Annotated in this window: 14 protein-coding genes; 4 read left to right on the forward strand and 10 right to left on the reverse strand. The window is 38.5% G+C overall.

Annotated elements, in window-relative coordinates:
* Nucleotides 1–45 precede the first annotated feature (45 nt).
* The 9 genes from ACPF9A_RS02660 to ACPF9A_RS02700 form a co-directional block, all read right to left on the reverse strand.
* Nucleotides 46–1,188, reverse strand: a complete 1,143-nt coding sequence (locus ACPF9A_RS02660) for a dipeptidase (RefSeq protein WP_424001410.1) — start codon at nt 1,186–1,188, stop codon at nt 46–48.
* A 127-nt stretch (nt 1,189–1,315) separates the two neighbouring features.
* On the reverse strand, nt 1,316–4,396 hold the full coding sequence (locus ACPF9A_RS02665; RefSeq protein WP_424001412.1) for a Tn3 family transposase: 3,081 nt from the start codon (nt 4,394–4,396) through the stop codon (nt 1,316–1,318).
* A 48-nt stretch (nt 4,397–4,444) separates the two neighbouring features.
* Nucleotides 4,445–4,594, reverse strand: a complete 150-nt coding sequence (locus ACPF9A_RS02670) for an addiction module protein (RefSeq protein ID WP_424001414.1) — start codon at nt 4,592–4,594, stop codon at nt 4,445–4,447.
* Between the two features lie 80 nt (nt 4,595–4,674).
* Entirely contained in the window at nt 4,675–6,870 is a 2,196-nt protein-coding gene (locus tag ACPF9A_RS02675; protein WP_424001415.1) for a DUF5916 domain-containing protein, read from the reverse strand.
* 151 nt (nt 6,871–7,021) lie between these two features.
* Entirely contained in the window at nt 7,022–7,633 is a 612-nt protein-coding gene (locus ACPF9A_RS02680; RefSeq protein ID WP_424001417.1) for an alpha-ketoglutarate-dependent dioxygenase AlkB family protein, read from the reverse strand.
* Entirely contained in the window at nt 7,617–7,883 is a 267-nt protein-coding gene (locus tag ACPF9A_RS02685; protein WP_424001419.1) for an Ada metal-binding domain-containing protein, read from the reverse strand. The genes ACPF9A_RS02680 and ACPF9A_RS02685 overlap by 17 nt, the downstream gene beginning before the upstream one ends.
* Nucleotides 7,870–8,574 (reverse strand): 2OG-Fe(II) oxygenase, encoded by a 705-nt coding sequence (locus ACPF9A_RS02690; RefSeq protein WP_424001421.1) that lies wholly within the window; start codon nt 8,572–8,574, stop codon nt 7,870–7,872. The genes ACPF9A_RS02685 and ACPF9A_RS02690 overlap by 14 nt, the downstream gene beginning before the upstream one ends.
* 54 nt (nt 8,575–8,628) lie before the next feature.
* Nucleotides 8,629–9,372 (reverse strand): alpha/beta fold hydrolase, encoded by a 744-nt coding sequence (locus ACPF9A_RS02695; protein ID WP_424001423.1) that lies wholly within the window; start codon nt 9,370–9,372, stop codon nt 8,629–8,631.
* A 110-nt stretch (nt 9,373–9,482) separates the two neighbouring features.
* Entirely contained in the window at nt 9,483–10,316 is an 834-nt protein-coding gene (locus ACPF9A_RS02700; protein WP_424001425.1) for a methylated-DNA--[protein]-cysteine S-methyltransferase, read from the reverse strand.
* Between the two features lie 347 nt (nt 10,317–10,663).
* On the opposite strand from ACPF9A_RS02700, the gene ACPF9A_RS02705 reads away from it, so the two are divergent.
* Entirely contained in the window at nt 10,664–11,320 is a 657-nt protein-coding gene (locus ACPF9A_RS02705; protein WP_424001251.1) for a recombinase family protein, read from the forward strand.
* A gap of 67 nt (nt 11,321–11,387) precedes the next feature.
* Here ACPF9A_RS02705 and ACPF9A_RS02710 read toward each other — a convergent pair whose 3' ends face one another.
* Nucleotides 11,388–11,774 (reverse strand): hypothetical protein, encoded by a 387-nt coding sequence (locus tag ACPF9A_RS02710; RefSeq protein ID WP_424001249.1) that lies wholly within the window; start codon nt 11,772–11,774, stop codon nt 11,388–11,390.
* Nucleotides 11,775–11,929: 155 nt separating this feature from the next.
* Between ACPF9A_RS02710 and xerA the strand changes: the two genes are divergently transcribed.
* The 3 genes from xerA (at nt 11,930) to ACPF9A_RS02725 (ending at nt 14,531) form a co-directional block, all read left to right on the forward strand.
* Nucleotides 11,930–13,021 carry a site-specific tyrosine recombinase/integron integrase gene (gene xerA, locus ACPF9A_RS02715; RefSeq protein ID WP_424004403.1) on the forward strand — a complete coding sequence of 364 codons (1,092 nt, stop codon included), beginning with the start codon at nt 11,930–11,932 and terminating at the stop codon, nt 13,019–13,021.
* A 68-nt stretch (nt 13,022–13,089) separates the two neighbouring features.
* Complete coding sequence (locus tag ACPF9A_RS02720) at nt 13,090–13,737, forward strand: hypothetical protein (RefSeq protein ID WP_423997120.1); 648 nt, start codon at nt 13,090–13,092, stop codon at nt 13,735–13,737.
* Nucleotides 13,738–13,805: 68 nt separating this feature from the next.
* A complete protein-coding gene (locus ACPF9A_RS02725) occupies nt 13,806–14,531 on the forward strand; it encodes a hypothetical protein (RefSeq protein ID WP_424001427.1) in 726 nt (241 codons plus the stop codon).
* Nucleotides 14,532–14,829: the final 298 nt, after the last annotated feature.

Below are 14,829 nucleotides of genomic sequence, written 5' to 3' on the forward strand. Positions count from 1 at the left end.
GTATTTTAATTGCTAGGTTAGGAGAAATATTTTCAAATCTCTATTTTATGGTTTTAAAACTTCCTTGTTGAAACGAATCCAGTTTTGACCTAATATTTTTTCTATATCTCCGGTACTATAACCTCTTTTGTCAAGGATCTTTGCAACCTGCAAATATCTATCAGGTTTATCTAGTTCAGGAATCCATGGCGGCCATTGTACTTTGTATGAAGGTTTAAATCTAGTTAGTCTAGGCACGTACCAGTTTTCTCGTGTTGCTCCCGTAGCTTCTAGCCCTTGTATAGCAAAATCAGCAGCTACACCTACATGGTCAATTCCACCAATTTTAACTGCATGGTCTATATGGTCTACATAAGTTTCTAAAGTTGTATCTGTACCTAGGTTAGGTCCAATCATATACCCCAGGCATATGATACCTATTATACCCCCTTTATCTGCCATAGCCTTTATCTGCTCATCCGTTTTAGATCGTGGGTGATTTTTATGAAGAGCCTCGCACATAGAGTGATTTATGGAAACTGGAGAATTACTAAAGGCTATTCCATCACTTGTTGTTTGCTTACCGCAGTGCGAAAGATCAATAATGATTCCCAGTTCATTCATTCGCTCTACAACCTCAAGACCATAATCAGATAACCCTACATTGGTTCTTTCTGTACTCCCATCTCCAATTAAGTTACGAGAGTTGTATGTAAGTTGCATCCATCGCATACCAGCCTCGTAAAGTGTATCTAAATTTTTAATAGAGCCTTCTAACATTCTAGAACTTTGAAAACCAAACATTACGGCCACTTTATCTTCTTTTTTGGCAGTAACGATATCGTCGGCACTTTTGGTTAACAATAATCTATCTGGATTATTACTGATAATTTGTTTCCATTCTTCTATACTCTTTAGAGATTTTTCAAGTTTCCCAGAATCTAAAGAAGCATTAAAACCGGTATAGCCAGATTCAGCCAAAGCTTTAAAAGAATCATCATTCCAATTACGTGAAATGACCAAACCGTCATATACCACAGCTTTTTTAAACAGTTTTTCTATTCCTTTTTCCCCTAGTGTCTGTAATAATTGATTACTTGAATCTGCGGGTATAGATTCTAAAATATTATTTAAAGAATAAGCCGCTTGAGCAGGAAACAATGCTCCTAACGATAGTAGTTTCGCAAGATTTCTACGTTGTGTGTTCATATGTTTCTTGATTTTTAAAGTGAAAAAATCCAAAATTTTTATTCTATGAAAAAGAACACATTGGCTCTATTCCAAAAATAGGACAAAATTTCCGGTATAGATTTATTGTTGATTGAAATACAGTCAGTTATGCCGATATTTTTAAATCCAATATTTTCTGCATATCAAATGGTAGCTTCCTTCCCTTTATTTCAAAATTATATTCTCCCAACATATTTATATGTTGCCATGTCATAATCGAGCTACCCTTTAGTAAACCGAGTATTCTATTATATTCCCCTTCGTCCGTCGTGGTGGACAATGTTTGGGAAACCGACATATAATTCCAAAGGATTATAGAGTTCTGAATCAAATGCCTGCATGACAGCGCGATTTCCTGTTCATCCTTGGTACTTACCTTAAACTCTTGGTTCTCGCCAAAGAACACCGCTTTTGCAAATCTGTGGGACAATTCCACTTTATTAAGTTGTTTCTCGATTGACTGCCGCAAAGGGGTTTCGGTAAGATACCGCAATATAAATATGGTCTTGAATATCCTCCCCAGTTCCTTTAATGCCCTATACAACGGGTGCTGTTTTGAATATGAACTGAGCCGGGACAATATGTCCGAAGCTTTTGCCTGTTTCAATTTTATGGTACAAAGCAATCGGAGAATATTTTCCCATTGTGAACTCAACACGGCCTCTTGTATAACGCACGATTTTGATGGTAAAATCATAAAATCATTTTTTTCATAATGTTTCCTGCTGTTTTCCTTAAAGGTGTAGAGCAACTGGTCTTTGTAGTTTTTTATTCTGGGTGCGAAAAAGACACCAAGTGAATTACAGAGTCCGAATACGATTTCACTATAACCATGGGTATCCGTGGAATGGACATCGCTCTCAATGTCATCGTTGTGCATCAGACCATCGAGTACGTAACCGGCCTCCCTCTCCGAAGTACTTATTACCGTATTATAGAACAACCTGTTCCTATCGTCGATAAAACTATAGGCCGATACCCCTTTTCCAAGACCAAAGTATTTGTAGGAATGGCGGGCATGCAACGATGGAACCGATACACCGTATTTCTGACCGTCACTTGAGGAATGAAGTTTTTTTGAATCCTCTACAAAAATTTTGGGAAGTGATAGTTTTTCGGTCAGGGCCAGGATCCTGCGATTGGCGTCATCGATATTCTGTTTGCTGAAATACCATCGTACGGCATAGTCCAATCTGTCCGGACCCACCCCCTTCGATATTTTCCCCATCTTTCTTACCCCGATATTGCAACCAAGTCCCATGATTCCGGCATATAGTATGTTTTCGGAGAGCTTTTTTGTAGTTGTCTTTCTACTGAAATGGGAAAAGGACTGTACGATATCCGATGAGCGGCCAACATCGGTAAGTATGTTGATCAAAGGAAGGTAGTTGTCCTGTCCGATAATTTCCAGGCATCCCTCCGATTCGATTTTTTTGGACTTTGGCGTTATCACACGGGGTTTTCCGTCCTTACCGATTTTCAGGTTCTTATCGGTCTTGGCATTTTCATTTGTGTTGGTGTATTGCTTTTCAAGTTCCAATTTTGAGGATTTCAAAAAAGAGTCGAACCCCTTTAGATGTTGGAGATTGGCTCTGGCCAGAAGTACTTTTTTATCCCGCTTCCACGTTTTTGCATGGATAAGATACTCATCAATGGATCTGTACTTTTCCGAATGTTTCAGGTTCAACGACCCTGCTTTGATATGGTTGCAGACCTCTTTGAAAAGGATTACCCTATAAAGATTGGCCCTATCCGCTCCGCTGGTAGCCAATACCCATTTTCTCTCCTTGTCGCTGATAAAGCCCATCGGCGATTTTATCGTAAACCTGCCATTTCGTTCTTGATAATCCGATATGGCCTCCATAATCGGGCCATCGGATGTTTCTTTATTGAACTCTAAAGCCAATAGAATTCGGCCGACCCTATTTCGTATTCTTAGGTAGCCTTCGGAAAGCTGTCCATAGTACATCCTATCCCTAAGACCTTTAATACTCAATGAATCGATTCTTTCAATTTCGGCAAGAAGCTCGTCTTGAAGAGATTTCGCCCTGATGGGTATCAGTTGCTTCAAGAGCTCGACCTTTTCAGTTTCATCATATCCATTCGAGTAAAGTATGTTCTTTGCCTCTTGGATCTGATATTTGGATGATAGGACGATATTCTTAAGGCCTGCAAAACTTGGTTTTCTCCCTTTGGAACCTTTGATTTCCTGTTTGAGAAAATCCCTGGAAATCTTTTTCTCGGTGTCGTTTAGATATTTTTGTACGCATTGCAGCATAGTGTCCACGAAAACATCCTGTCTGAGCCGGAACTGATATACTATAAAAGCAATTAGGTAAAGTCTTTTCATTGAGTTTTTGGAAATGCTTTCAAACTGTATATGTTCGGCCTTTATTACCCAAACGGCATAATAGTTCAACAATTCGTTTGAAATTCCAAGGTTTTCAACCGTATGGATAAAATTGGAATGTAGGTCTTTGATAATCGCGAAGTCCTCAAGGCTTTCCCTGATCTTGCTAACCTTTAACTCTTGGTTCGGTTTTTTGAGCTTGGTCATCAGGTAAGGGTTTTTAGGACCGGGGGCTTCATTTCCCGATACGAGCTTCATAAGGTTGTCCAGCGTTTCCTTTTGTTGCACGTTAAGTAACCCTTCCAGTTGATCTGCAAGTTCCTTTTCGAATGAGTTCAGGGAGTTCCTGATGGCCTCCGCGAAAAGATAGTACTTGGGCCGCTCGATCCTGCGTTCGTCCAAAAAATCGATAAGGGAATGGAATATGTCCTTTGGCCTCAAAGATGTTCTTACAAGTGCCCTTGCCTCGTTTTCGAACATTAACGTGTTCTCGTTAAATGGAAGATGGGCCAGTACGCCCAATATCTTGGGTCGGTGCTCTGCATAGGTACTGCTCTTATATTTCGAAATCTCCGGTTTCTTTTTGAGCCTAAGGAGCGTCGTCACATATTTTATATCCTCCTCTCGGAACTGGTCGGGTGTGTAGAATTTCCTCCCGTACTTAAAATACCCCATTTGAAGAATGAAGCCTAGTTTTGCTAATTTTTTGCGAAAATGGATTCTGTTTTCCTTGATTTCGTGCAAGGTAAAAAGAGCTCTCCGCTCTTTATCGGAAAGTAAAGGAGGAGTGTCAAAAGCATCGATTTCTTCATCCTTGAATAGTTGGATTCGGGCCATAATAATCGTTTTTCATCAAGATAAAAAACAATGCGGCCTTGGGGATGTTTATTTCTTATTTCTTTTTTCTGCCAGCATTTTTTTGACTTCTTCCCATGAATAGTACTTTGCGGTCCCGTCCCTGTGGCGTTCCAGTCTTCTATCAAGTTCTTCCTTGATAGCATCCGTAAGTTCAATATTTTCTTCTTCCTGGGCCAATTGGGATTTTTGTTGTTCTAAGTTAGGGAAATAAACCTTGTCCCGAAAAAGGTTCCTTTTACGGGACTAATGCAAATTCGTTAAAACTGCTTAAGAAAGCTAACTTTAACGATAGCCTGTCTCTCTAGAAAAGTATCCATCTGCGTAGTATTTTGATTCGAATTGAAAACTAAGTACAAATATGAAAGTGGACTATATTCCCAAGAAAGTCTAAGATTGTAGAAATCAGAATTATTTTGGTCATTACGCTGATACAGTCCATTCAAACTAAATCTAGGATTAAGAAATATTCTTCCTTCCAATGTATAAAGATTTACTATTCCCGAAGAGTTGACCGTGCCCAATGTCTTGAACTCGTTTCTATTAAAGCTTCCTTTTAGGAAAAAATGAGGTATCGGTATCAAAGTCAAGGAAGCATTTATACTATTTAATTTCCCATTATAAAAATCCCCAAACTCATAGTTAAGGATTGTGGATACTTTACTCGAAGGATCGGTGGATAGCCCTAGGTTATATCTAGTATAATCATATACCCCAATCCCAATCTCTTCATTTAATAGGGAAAATGAGTTGCTTATGTTTTGGCGAATAAATAGACTTGTAAAACTTATAACGGCACCATTTTGTGCCTCGATCGATAAGGGACTGACAGCTATCTCTCTTTCGGAAAGGTCGCTCGTAGACGCCTCATGAAACCAATTTGCGGCTAGCTGTGGCCTGAACGCCCTGATGACATTTTTGAAAGGAAGCCTTTTACCTCTGTAATTAGCAGTTATCCCAGGACTTGTGGCAATTACGTTGGTGCGCGAAATGAATCCCAGTTCCGGGTTGAACCGTTCTCCTAAATATGATTCTGTCCACCAAGCATTCACCCCATTGGTATCATATCGATATTGAACATAGCCGCCCAATCCGAAATTATCTGTATCAGAATCTGTTGAAGCTAATCCCATTACACCGATACTATTGGATTTATCGAGTCTAAAAAAACCATCTATGCCGCCTACAACATTAGACTTTTCATCCTCAATTTTTGTTGTAGCAATTACTCCTAGTCGATTCTGTTTTCCGAAATTATGGACATAGCGTCCAACAAAGTTGTAGCTACCGTCAATATCCTCAGAGCTTCCTTCCCGTATTCCCAAGACACCAAAATTGGATTTAGCAGAACGATGTACCAACCTCAGACCTCCATCTATATTGACTGGCTTACCTGAAGTGTCCAACCCGATTCTTCTACTGAAAAATGGAATGATACTCAAATTACCTGAAACTCCGTTGGAACTATATAACCCTGTACCGAATAATGAAGCATTCTCTAAAAAAAACTGTCTTCTTTCGGGAAAGAAAACAGAAAATCTACTAATATTATTTACTTGGCGGTCGGCCTCAGCTTGCGCAAAATCGGTATTTATTGTCAAATCCAATAAGGTATTTGAGTTAAGCGCCCATTTAAGCTCGCCTCCTAATGTATAATCTGTATTGGAGGTTGTTAGTTCCCCATTACTCTTGGTTTCTCGAAAATCTGAGAGTACATACGGATTAACTTGAATGTTTGTGCTTGGCTCTGGTGGTCTTACCTCTGTCAATAATCCAAAATATTCCGAACGATTAAAACCAAATGCCCTAGGATAGGAAGACCAAGTGGAAATCTCATTGCTTTTTCGTCTAAGTCTTACAAAATTGATTCCCCATTTTGAGTCACTTTCTGCGGTATTACCATATCGAATGGATTTCCATGGAATCTGGAATTCAGCATACCACCCCTTATCGGTTCGTGTTGTCCGAACCTTCCACAAACCGTTCCATTCCGCATCAAAATAAGTGTCATCAAACGATAAATAGTCTTTCTGTGTTCCATAGGGATTGGTTGCAATGGTAATGCTATTGCGTTCATCTAAAAATCCATCGATACCAATGGCAAATGTATCACTTGAGCGGAAGGGAAAATCCCGGGTAAGATCGGGAACCCGGATAGCCTTAGTGCCTTCTAAATCCTCACAATAGGCTCCTATATAAAGGTTTTTTTCATTATAAAGAATTTTTACTACCGTTCTGAATGCGGAACTTTCTCCTTGATTCGGCTCTACCTGCACGAAATCGGTCAGAGCGACTGCCTTGTTCCAGTTTGCCTCGGAAAGTTTACCGTCAATGTTTATTACACTTTCTGTATATACTGCAGATACAGATAACTTATCGATAGGTGGTTCGAAGATATCTTGTGCTAAGGTTGAATAAGTAAGTAATAATATCGGCAGTAACAATGTGTATTTCATAAGTTCTTTAGTTGTTTGTAAACCACAAATAAAGAACTTGTACAAGCATTCCGAAACCCAATTCTTGCGGAATGTCTTTAGTAAGTGAGATTTATGTTTGTGGGACTTTTAAAACTATTCTTAAATAAAAATCCATACGATGAAAGCTTTATTATTTCTTGTCGATGGTTCTAAAAGTTAGATTTATGCGAGGGTCTGTAATTCGTTTCGTAGGAGGTAGTCTGTGCAGCCAATTGGATTGTGTAGCACCCTTCATTACCAAAAGGCTTCCATGCTCCAATAAAAGTTCCCGCTTTTCGTCGGTGAGTTTATGCCTGAACAGAAATCTTCTTTCCGCACCCAGGCTTAGGGATGCTATTGCCCCGTTTTTCACCAGATCCTTTTCCGCATCACTATGCCAAGCCATACCCTCATTACCGTTATGGTAAAGATTAAGAAGACAGGAGTTGAATTTCTCACCGGTCGTACGCTCTATCGATTCCTTTAGTTCCAAGAGTTCGTTTGTCCAATTGAGCGCATATTTGGTGGTATTCGAATAGGTATATGCATAGGGCATGTCTCCATACCATGCCACCTTTCTTTTGGTAACTATCCGTTTTCCGTAAATGACGGCTTCATCACTTTTCCACGGGATTTTATGGAGCAGGGTCTTTAAATATAAATCGGCGTTTCCCCAATTTAGGATTTTGCCATAATAATTTACCGTGCCGTCCTTGGGAAGTAGGTTTGACCTAGGGTCGAACGATCTATCGAACAGTTCCATCTTTCCACTCTTTATAGGTTTCCCTCATACAATGTCCACAAGGTCTGTACCCGTTCTGGATGGCATCATCAACGGTAGCGAAAAATACGCGGTTCATTTTTTTCATACGCTTACCGCTGGAACAATCCAGCCTGCCGTAGATTTTTAATTTTTTATTTCCCCCGTATTGAATGCGGTGGTTTTTTATACTTTTTTTTAGTGAAAAGTCACTTATCTCCTCGTGCTCTATCATCCGTTCAAGTAAGCGCATCGTGAAAAATTATTCCGAGCGTATGTCTTTCCCCGTTTATGATTTCGCTAACACCGTGTTTCATATTGGCCCGATAATATCCCCTAGTGCCCATTATCGGACGGAAGTTGGTCGTAAAAACCAACATATCACCTTTTTTGGGTTTGAGGACAATGGCCTTTGATTGTGCCCTTGGTGTTTGTTGGGTCAGTACAAACTCGCCACCCGTGTAATCTACGTCGGGTTCATTGAGGAAGAAAACCGTCTGGATCGGAAAATAAACGTCACCGTACAAATCCCGGTGCAAGGTGTTGAAACCCCCAGCTTCGTACTTTAAAAGAAGCGGTGTCGGTCTTTTTTGGTCATTCGCTTGGCATAACTTCTGTAAGAGCAGTAACGAATTTGGAAACAACGTATCCATTCTTAGAGCCTTCATCCATTGGTTGGCTATTGGTGATAATCGGGCGTAAATAGTTTCTCTAAGTTCTTGTATGACCTGCGGCAGCGGATAATCAAAATATTTATACTCCCCTTTCCCGAACCTATGTCGTTCCATAACGACGGTCTTCCTGAACAAATCCTGATTTTCGTATAAATGTATGATCTCCTTGCATTGGTTTGAAGTCAATATTTCAGATGCTAATGCATATCCTTGTGAATGCATTTCCTCGGTAATGGTATTCCAATCCAAGGAATTTATTTTATCGGTCATTTTAAAATAGTTGAAATTTTGCCATTTGATGAACCCACCGTACTAAGTTATAGACTACCCTTTAGGTTCGCTTTTCAAGGCGATTTCTATAAATATATCCGCTAGTTCTCTTGGTTCGCTAAAAAACGGAGAATGGCTTGTTTCCATGCTATATACTTTTGAACAAGGTGTTTCGGTATACATTTTATGTTGAATAAAAGGGGTTACCGCCCTATCTTCGGAACATTCAATATAGAAACGTGGTACACTTCCAAAACTTTCCTTACTAAGTTTAAGTGTGGCATTACCTGATTCTATGGGTTCATTGCTTAGTATTACATTTGCCATTTCAGTAATATCATCATCACAATCGTGGTAAAGACCTTCTTTGAAAATTTCGGTTTTTAAAGTGTGCGACTTGGTATCTTCATGAATGTCGACATACCCCTTTAGCCAACCTTCGGTATCTTGAACCGAGTATTCTTTTTGGGTCTTTCCATCGGGAATCAGGTAAGCCGCCAGATAAATCAACTTCTCTATCTTGTCCGGGCGGTATTCTGCGGCTTGTGAAATCATGATACCATTTTTACTATGTCCTACCAAAATAACTTTGCCCTCGATACCGTCTATGAGATCGCAAAGTTTTTGAACTGTCCGTTCAAATTTCACCTCTTCGATTGGGGTTTTGTCCCTTCCCATTCCTGGCAGGTCGATAGCATGCACAACATGACCCTCACTTTCCAGTAAGGGAGTTACTTTGTGCCAGTTCCATGCACTATGCCATGACCCGTGAATCAAAATAAATGTCTTTTTTTCCATAATGTTGTTTGTTTAAATTTGTATCTTGAAATGAATATTAAGGTTACCAGTAAGGCATGGCTTCGCCACCTATATTTTTTCCTATGATTTAAGGATTTAATGGATTGGTTCTATTTTGAGGCTTCCCAACCGATCATAGCGGTCTTTCTCGTATTGCCCCAAGCGTACCCCCCAATATTCCCCGATGCCTGTATTACACGATGGCAAGGTATAAGAAAGGCCACAGGATTACTTCCGATTGCAGTTCCTACCGCTCTCGATGCCTTTGGTTTTTGTAGCTGTTCTGCAATTTTCCCATAGGACGAAAGCTGCCCCATAGGTATTTTCAACAAAGCGTCCCAAACTTTTAACTGGAAATCAGTTCCTTTTAGGTGTAACTTTATATTTGATATATGGCTCCAATCATTGGCGAATATCATAAGTGCGTTCACTTGTGATTGGTCGACTCTTTGATAGTACTTGGCATTGGGAAACCTTTTTCTTAAGCCATAAAACGCCTTCTCCTCATCGTCTATAAAAGCAACGTGGCAAAGACCTTTTTCAGTTGATGCAACCATAACAATACCGAACGGGCTTTGGGCGTAGCTATAGTTAATAATAAGTTGCTCTCCACCATTTTTGTACTCCCCCGGTGTCATCCCCTCTATTTTAACGAAAAGATCGTGAAGTCTTCCGGTTCCGGAGAGGCCGATTTCCATAGTGGTATCGAACAATGTGGAATTTTGCACGTCAAGAATTTTTTTGGCATTTTCCACACTTATGTATTGCAGGAACTTCTTTGGACTTACACCTGCCCATTCCTTAAAGAGCCGTTGAAAATGGAAAGGACTTAAGCTAACCTTTTCAGCTACTTCATTAAGTGAAGGCTGATCCTTATAATGCTCCTTGATATAGGTTATGGCATTCGCAATTCGTCCGTAGTTCAAATATTCTTGTTCGTTCATGGTTTTTGATATAATACATCAAAGATATTCATATCGTTATCTGTTAGAAACCCGATTCTTGCTATATATCATTTTGTCTTATCTAAATCAAAGCCATTGAGATTGAACAGTCCCAAAAAACGGCCGTTTTTCGGCACTATCGATATTCGCGTCAAACAAATCCTTATCCAGTTCCATTTGTCGTTCTTTTTAATAGTTCCGGTAATTCACGTTTTACGGAACTAAAAAAGTATAAACAAACGACCGTTTTATTGAACTTTTTAATCAAATCGAATTTTAAATAAATTGCGGTTCATTTTATCGGTATAATTTAATAGTTTATTTTTAGAGCTATAATTATACTCGTTATGCTTTTTGGTTATGTAAGGGTCAGCACCAAAACCCAAAATCCCAGTTTACAAATAGATGCACTTTTAAAAGAAGGTGTCACCGAGAAAAATATCTACAGGGATGTTTCCTCCGGCGCCAAGTCAGAACGCCATGATTTAGATCTGATGATTTCTAAACTTAGGGAAGGGGATACGGTAATCGTCTGGAAACTGGACCGAATTGCCAGGAGTATTTCCCACCTGTTAAAATTGGTCGATCAGTTCGAGAAACTTGGTGTTAAATTCAAGAGTATTAATGACCCGTTCATTGATACGACTTCTGCGCACGGCAAATTTATAATTACACTGTTCGGTGCCGTAGCCCAACTGGAACGTGATATAATTATAGAGCGGACCACTGCCGGTCTTAAGAGTGCAAGAAGAAGGGGTATACAACTGGGTCGTAAAAAGGGGCTTGGTAAAGAAGCTAAACAAAAGGCGATGCTGGCTGCAACATATTACCAAGAGAATAAATTGCCTATTGTCGACATCATGAAATTGGTAGGTATTAAATCAAAACCTACCCTATATAAATATTTGGCTATTCAGGGCAGAAGAAATTGTAAGGAATGTGGAGTTGTATTCTGGGATCAAGCGCAAGATTTAGAAGATGCATATTGCAAACGACATTTGTAGATTCAGTGTTGATTCCGAAAACGCATAAAGAAAATCAGCAAAAAAGCAAACTTTTTTACGATCAGCCCTATAGCCCTACCGCCATATAGTCCTGCCAAATGACCAAGACATACTTTTCTTTTCCGTTATCCTTCTTGCTCAAAAATCCGTATTCGTAAACAAATAGATATACCTCTCCTTTTTGATTTTTCCAATAGTGTGTAATAAATTTAGGATTAAATCCTAATTCCAATAACACATTAGACCGTATCGTTACCTTTCCTCCCTTGTTGTATTCCTTTAAAATCTTCCTATTGAGTTTTAGTTGATTGTCCACTTTGTTATAAAACCGTTCCGGGTTCTGTTTTTCCTTTTGGTACTGGTTGGCGCTCTTGCAGTGTAAGTTGCAATATTTTTTATCCGTTCTACCTGTAAGTTGCTTTTTACAATATATACATTCATGCTGTAATCTCATCCCTGTTAAATTTAAGTGGTTGTATATACGAACATTATTCGCTTAAGGTACGATTAAATCAATTCTATCCTATAAATTGCCCTTTTATCCATTAATTCAATAGTATGGCTTCTTCTTATACACCGCATATAAAATCCATAACCTTATATCATCTTATGATCAAGGGGCAACAGATGATAGGCATCAAATTTTATCCGGATAGGTTGATACAAAATTTAATCAAAGGGCTACCTGGCCCCAGATGGAGTAAACGGTACAATATGGCCTATATTGAGAATACCAAAGCTAACCTTGGCATTATCTTTAACACATTTAAAGGTGAAGTTTGGATAAACTATAATCGATTCTTGACCAACAAACCATTAAAGACGACCAATGAGGCAATAGATGTGGAATGGTACCGCAAGAGGAAACCCATACCCCAATTTAGATGTTGTCCCGAAGAGTACCTTCTAAAACTTGAACTAAAAAAATATGCCAATAGCACCGTGCGCACCTATGTTTCGTTCTTTGAAATGTTTATAAATCATTATAAGCATAAGGAACTGAACGCCATTGACGAAAGGGATATTAGAGCGTTTCTTCAAAAGCTTATTCATCGTAACGTATCCAATTCTTATCTAAACCAAGTAATCAATTCCATTAAATTCTATTATGAGGTAGTATTGGGCATGCCGAACCGATTTTATGAAATAGAACGTCCAAGAAAGGAGTCCAAGCTACCCAAGGTAATATCAAAGGAGGAGATCATTTCAATTATCGAGAACACCAATAATATCAAGCATAGGTGCATTGTAAAGCTTTTGTACAGTTCAGGTCTAAGACGGAGTGAACTTTTGAACCTTAAAATTTCGGATGTTGATAGTAAGCGAATGCTTGTAAGGGTAAAGGACGGCAAGGGCAATAAGGACAGGTATACCTTATTATCAAAATCCGCTTTGGATGATCTCCGTCTTTATTACAGAGAGTGGAAGCCGCAAGATTATTTATTCGAGGGAAGAAAGGCATCAAAATATACCGCAGAAAGTGTATTGAACATCGTTAAAAAATCAGCAGCAAAAGCAGGTATAAGAGATACCGTTACCCCACATGTATTACGGCACAGTTTTGCAACACATCTTTTGGAATCAGGTACAGATCTTAGACAGATTCAAGTACTTTTAGGTCATGGCTCCAGCAAGACGACCGAAATATACACCCATGTGGCGACCAATACCTTTAAGAAAATTAAAAATCCATTAGATTAGTATTTCTAAAATAGAAATATAGTAACTTGTTACTATATACAATTGTTGTAAGCAATTAAGACAAACCAATGTTGACCATTGAAAAAATAAAAATATATAACAAATTTGGCGGAGACATTGACCATTTGGCTCGTGTTGGAAAATCGACTGAAAAAGAATTGATTTCTGACAATGATTGGTCGCAGATTGACGAATTTGAACAGGATGTAAAATTGATTTCCGATAGACTTGTATCAAAAGAATATAGAGAAAACGCTTTAATTAAAATGAATGAAAATTGCGATTTGGAAACCAAAGACTACTTCAAATCCAAAATTCCATTTTATTCGGATTTTAAAGAAGTTTCGGAAATAGTGGCTAATATCAAATCAAGAATTAATGATGAAACTGATACTGTATGGGCAGGATTTGATAATGTCGAAATTTTGACAAAAGAACTTGACACTGACCAAAAACAAATAGAACTTTTGGACTTTGATACTCTTGAGAAAATAATGGTGGAATTTTTACCGACCAGTACTTATCAAGAATTAGCAATGTCAAATGGTTGGAGTGATGAATACTTAAAAATAGCTGAGAAATTTGATTCTATTCATAAGCGGATTAAAGAAAAACTGCTTACAACAACGTATAAAAATAATGGCGGAAATTCTGCCAAAATAAAAGATATTAATAACAATAATTTTTGGTCTAAACTGAAAAAGTGGTGGTCGTAAAACCGCCACTATTCTTATACAAGACCGTTGTGTGTAATTTTGAAAAAATGTGCAAACCATTCAAAATCTTGACTTTTCTTAGCTTAATTCTTTTGATTGGCTGTAAGGGACAAGAAAAAAGGGAAGGATTTAAATGGAATAGTGAAAAGGAAAAAATTCATAACCAAAACAGAAATGATAGCACTAAATTAAGCGTGAAAACGTGGAATGCGGATATTGAGAATATCAGGTTAAACGATAGACCCATGGTTAATGGAGTATTTCCTGTTCCAGACTATGATTTTGCGGATAGTACATTTGTTGGATTAGGTAATTCGGGAGATTGGAAAGGAATAAAATTAAAAGACAAAACAATTATCCATCACTCATTGTTTGTAACTAAAAGTGCTGTCAATCAAAAATATATTCCAAATAAACCTAATGAGGTATACTTCACAATTCTTGGACTCACGGACTCGGTAGACACCAAGAAATTTACTCATACTAATGTAAACGCAACTTCGAGGAACCATCCGCACTATTCTGGACAAGGATTTATAAAAACTAAGTCCAACACAATTGATTTTACAGCTTTTTTGACCGCAGACAGAAAAGAATACGCAATTGTGAATATGCGACTGTTTGATTTAAAAATTGGTCGAATAATTTTAATCGCACCCCAAAAAGATGGCACTTTTAGGTCGCTACAATTGGAATCGCCCATAATGTCATCAGAAGAAATGGACGTTTATGTTAAAGACTTGCTTAACGATAAAAAAGTTATGGACTTTTTTACTCGTGCTGGAAACATATAAAAACTTAACTGCACGGAAAAAACTACACACAACACAGCCTAAACGTAATGCGGACTTTAGGGCTAAATCGAAAGGTCTGTGTATATTTATATTGTCGCTAAATCTTATGGATTTAGCTTTGAAACAAAAAAAGAAAAGCAAAACAATAAGCTTTAGCTTCGTGCGCAGACGGAAACGAAAAGTTTCCTTGCCTCCGCACTACGCTTAGCCCAACCGTCAGACTGCGCAAAAACCTACCCTTTCTTAATAACTTTGTTGATTTCCTTTAGCACGGCCAATACCATAACGTATTGATATT

This window comes from Maribacter sp. IgM3_T14_3 (assembly GCF_049603095.1).
In the GTDB taxonomy this organism is placed as follows: Bacteria; Bacteroidota; Bacteroidia; order Flavobacteriales; family Flavobacteriaceae; genus Maribacter.

Coding starts and splice junctions, on each gene's coding strand:
- ACPF9A_RS02665 (WP_424001412.1), bottom strand. CDS start 4,396: ATGGCCCGAATCCAACTATTCAAGGATGAAGAAATCGATGCTTTTGAC.
- ACPF9A_RS02705 (WP_424001251.1), top strand. CDS start 10,664: ATGCTTTTTGGTTATGTAAGGGTCAGCACCAAAACCCAAAATCCCAGT.
- ACPF9A_RS02690 (WP_424001421.1), bottom strand. CDS start 8,574: ATGACCGATAAAATAAATTCCTTGGATTGGAATACCATTACCGAGGAA.
- ACPF9A_RS02675 (WP_424001415.1), bottom strand. CDS start 6,870: ATGAAATACACATTGTTACTGCCGATATTATTACTTACTTATTCAACC.
- ACPF9A_RS02720 (WP_423997120.1), top strand. CDS start 13,090: ATGTTGACCATTGAAAAAATAAAAATATATAACAAATTTGGCGGAGAC.
- ACPF9A_RS02660 (WP_424001410.1), bottom strand. CDS start 1,188: ATGAACACACAACGTAGAAATCTTGCGAAACTACTATCGTTAGGAGCA.
- ACPF9A_RS02700 (WP_424001425.1), bottom strand. CDS start 10,316: ATGAACGAACAAGAATATTTGAACTACGGACGAATTGCGAATGCCATA.
- ACPF9A_RS02695 (WP_424001423.1), bottom strand. CDS start 9,372: ATGGAAAAAAAGACATTTATTTTGATTCACGGGTCATGGCATAGTGCA.
- xerA (WP_424004403.1), top strand. CDS start 11,930: ATGATCAAGGGGCAACAGATGATAGGCATCAAATTTTATCCGGATAGG.
- ACPF9A_RS02685 (WP_424001419.1), bottom strand. CDS start 7,883: ATGCGCTTACTTGAACGGATGATAGAGCACGAGGAGATAAGTGACTTT.
- ACPF9A_RS02680 (WP_424001417.1), bottom strand. CDS start 7,633: ATGGAACTGTTCGATAGATCGTTCGACCCTAGGTCAAACCTACTTCCC.
- ACPF9A_RS02710 (WP_424001249.1), bottom strand. CDS start 11,774: ATGAGATTACAGCATGAATGTATATATTGTAAAAAGCAACTTACAGGT.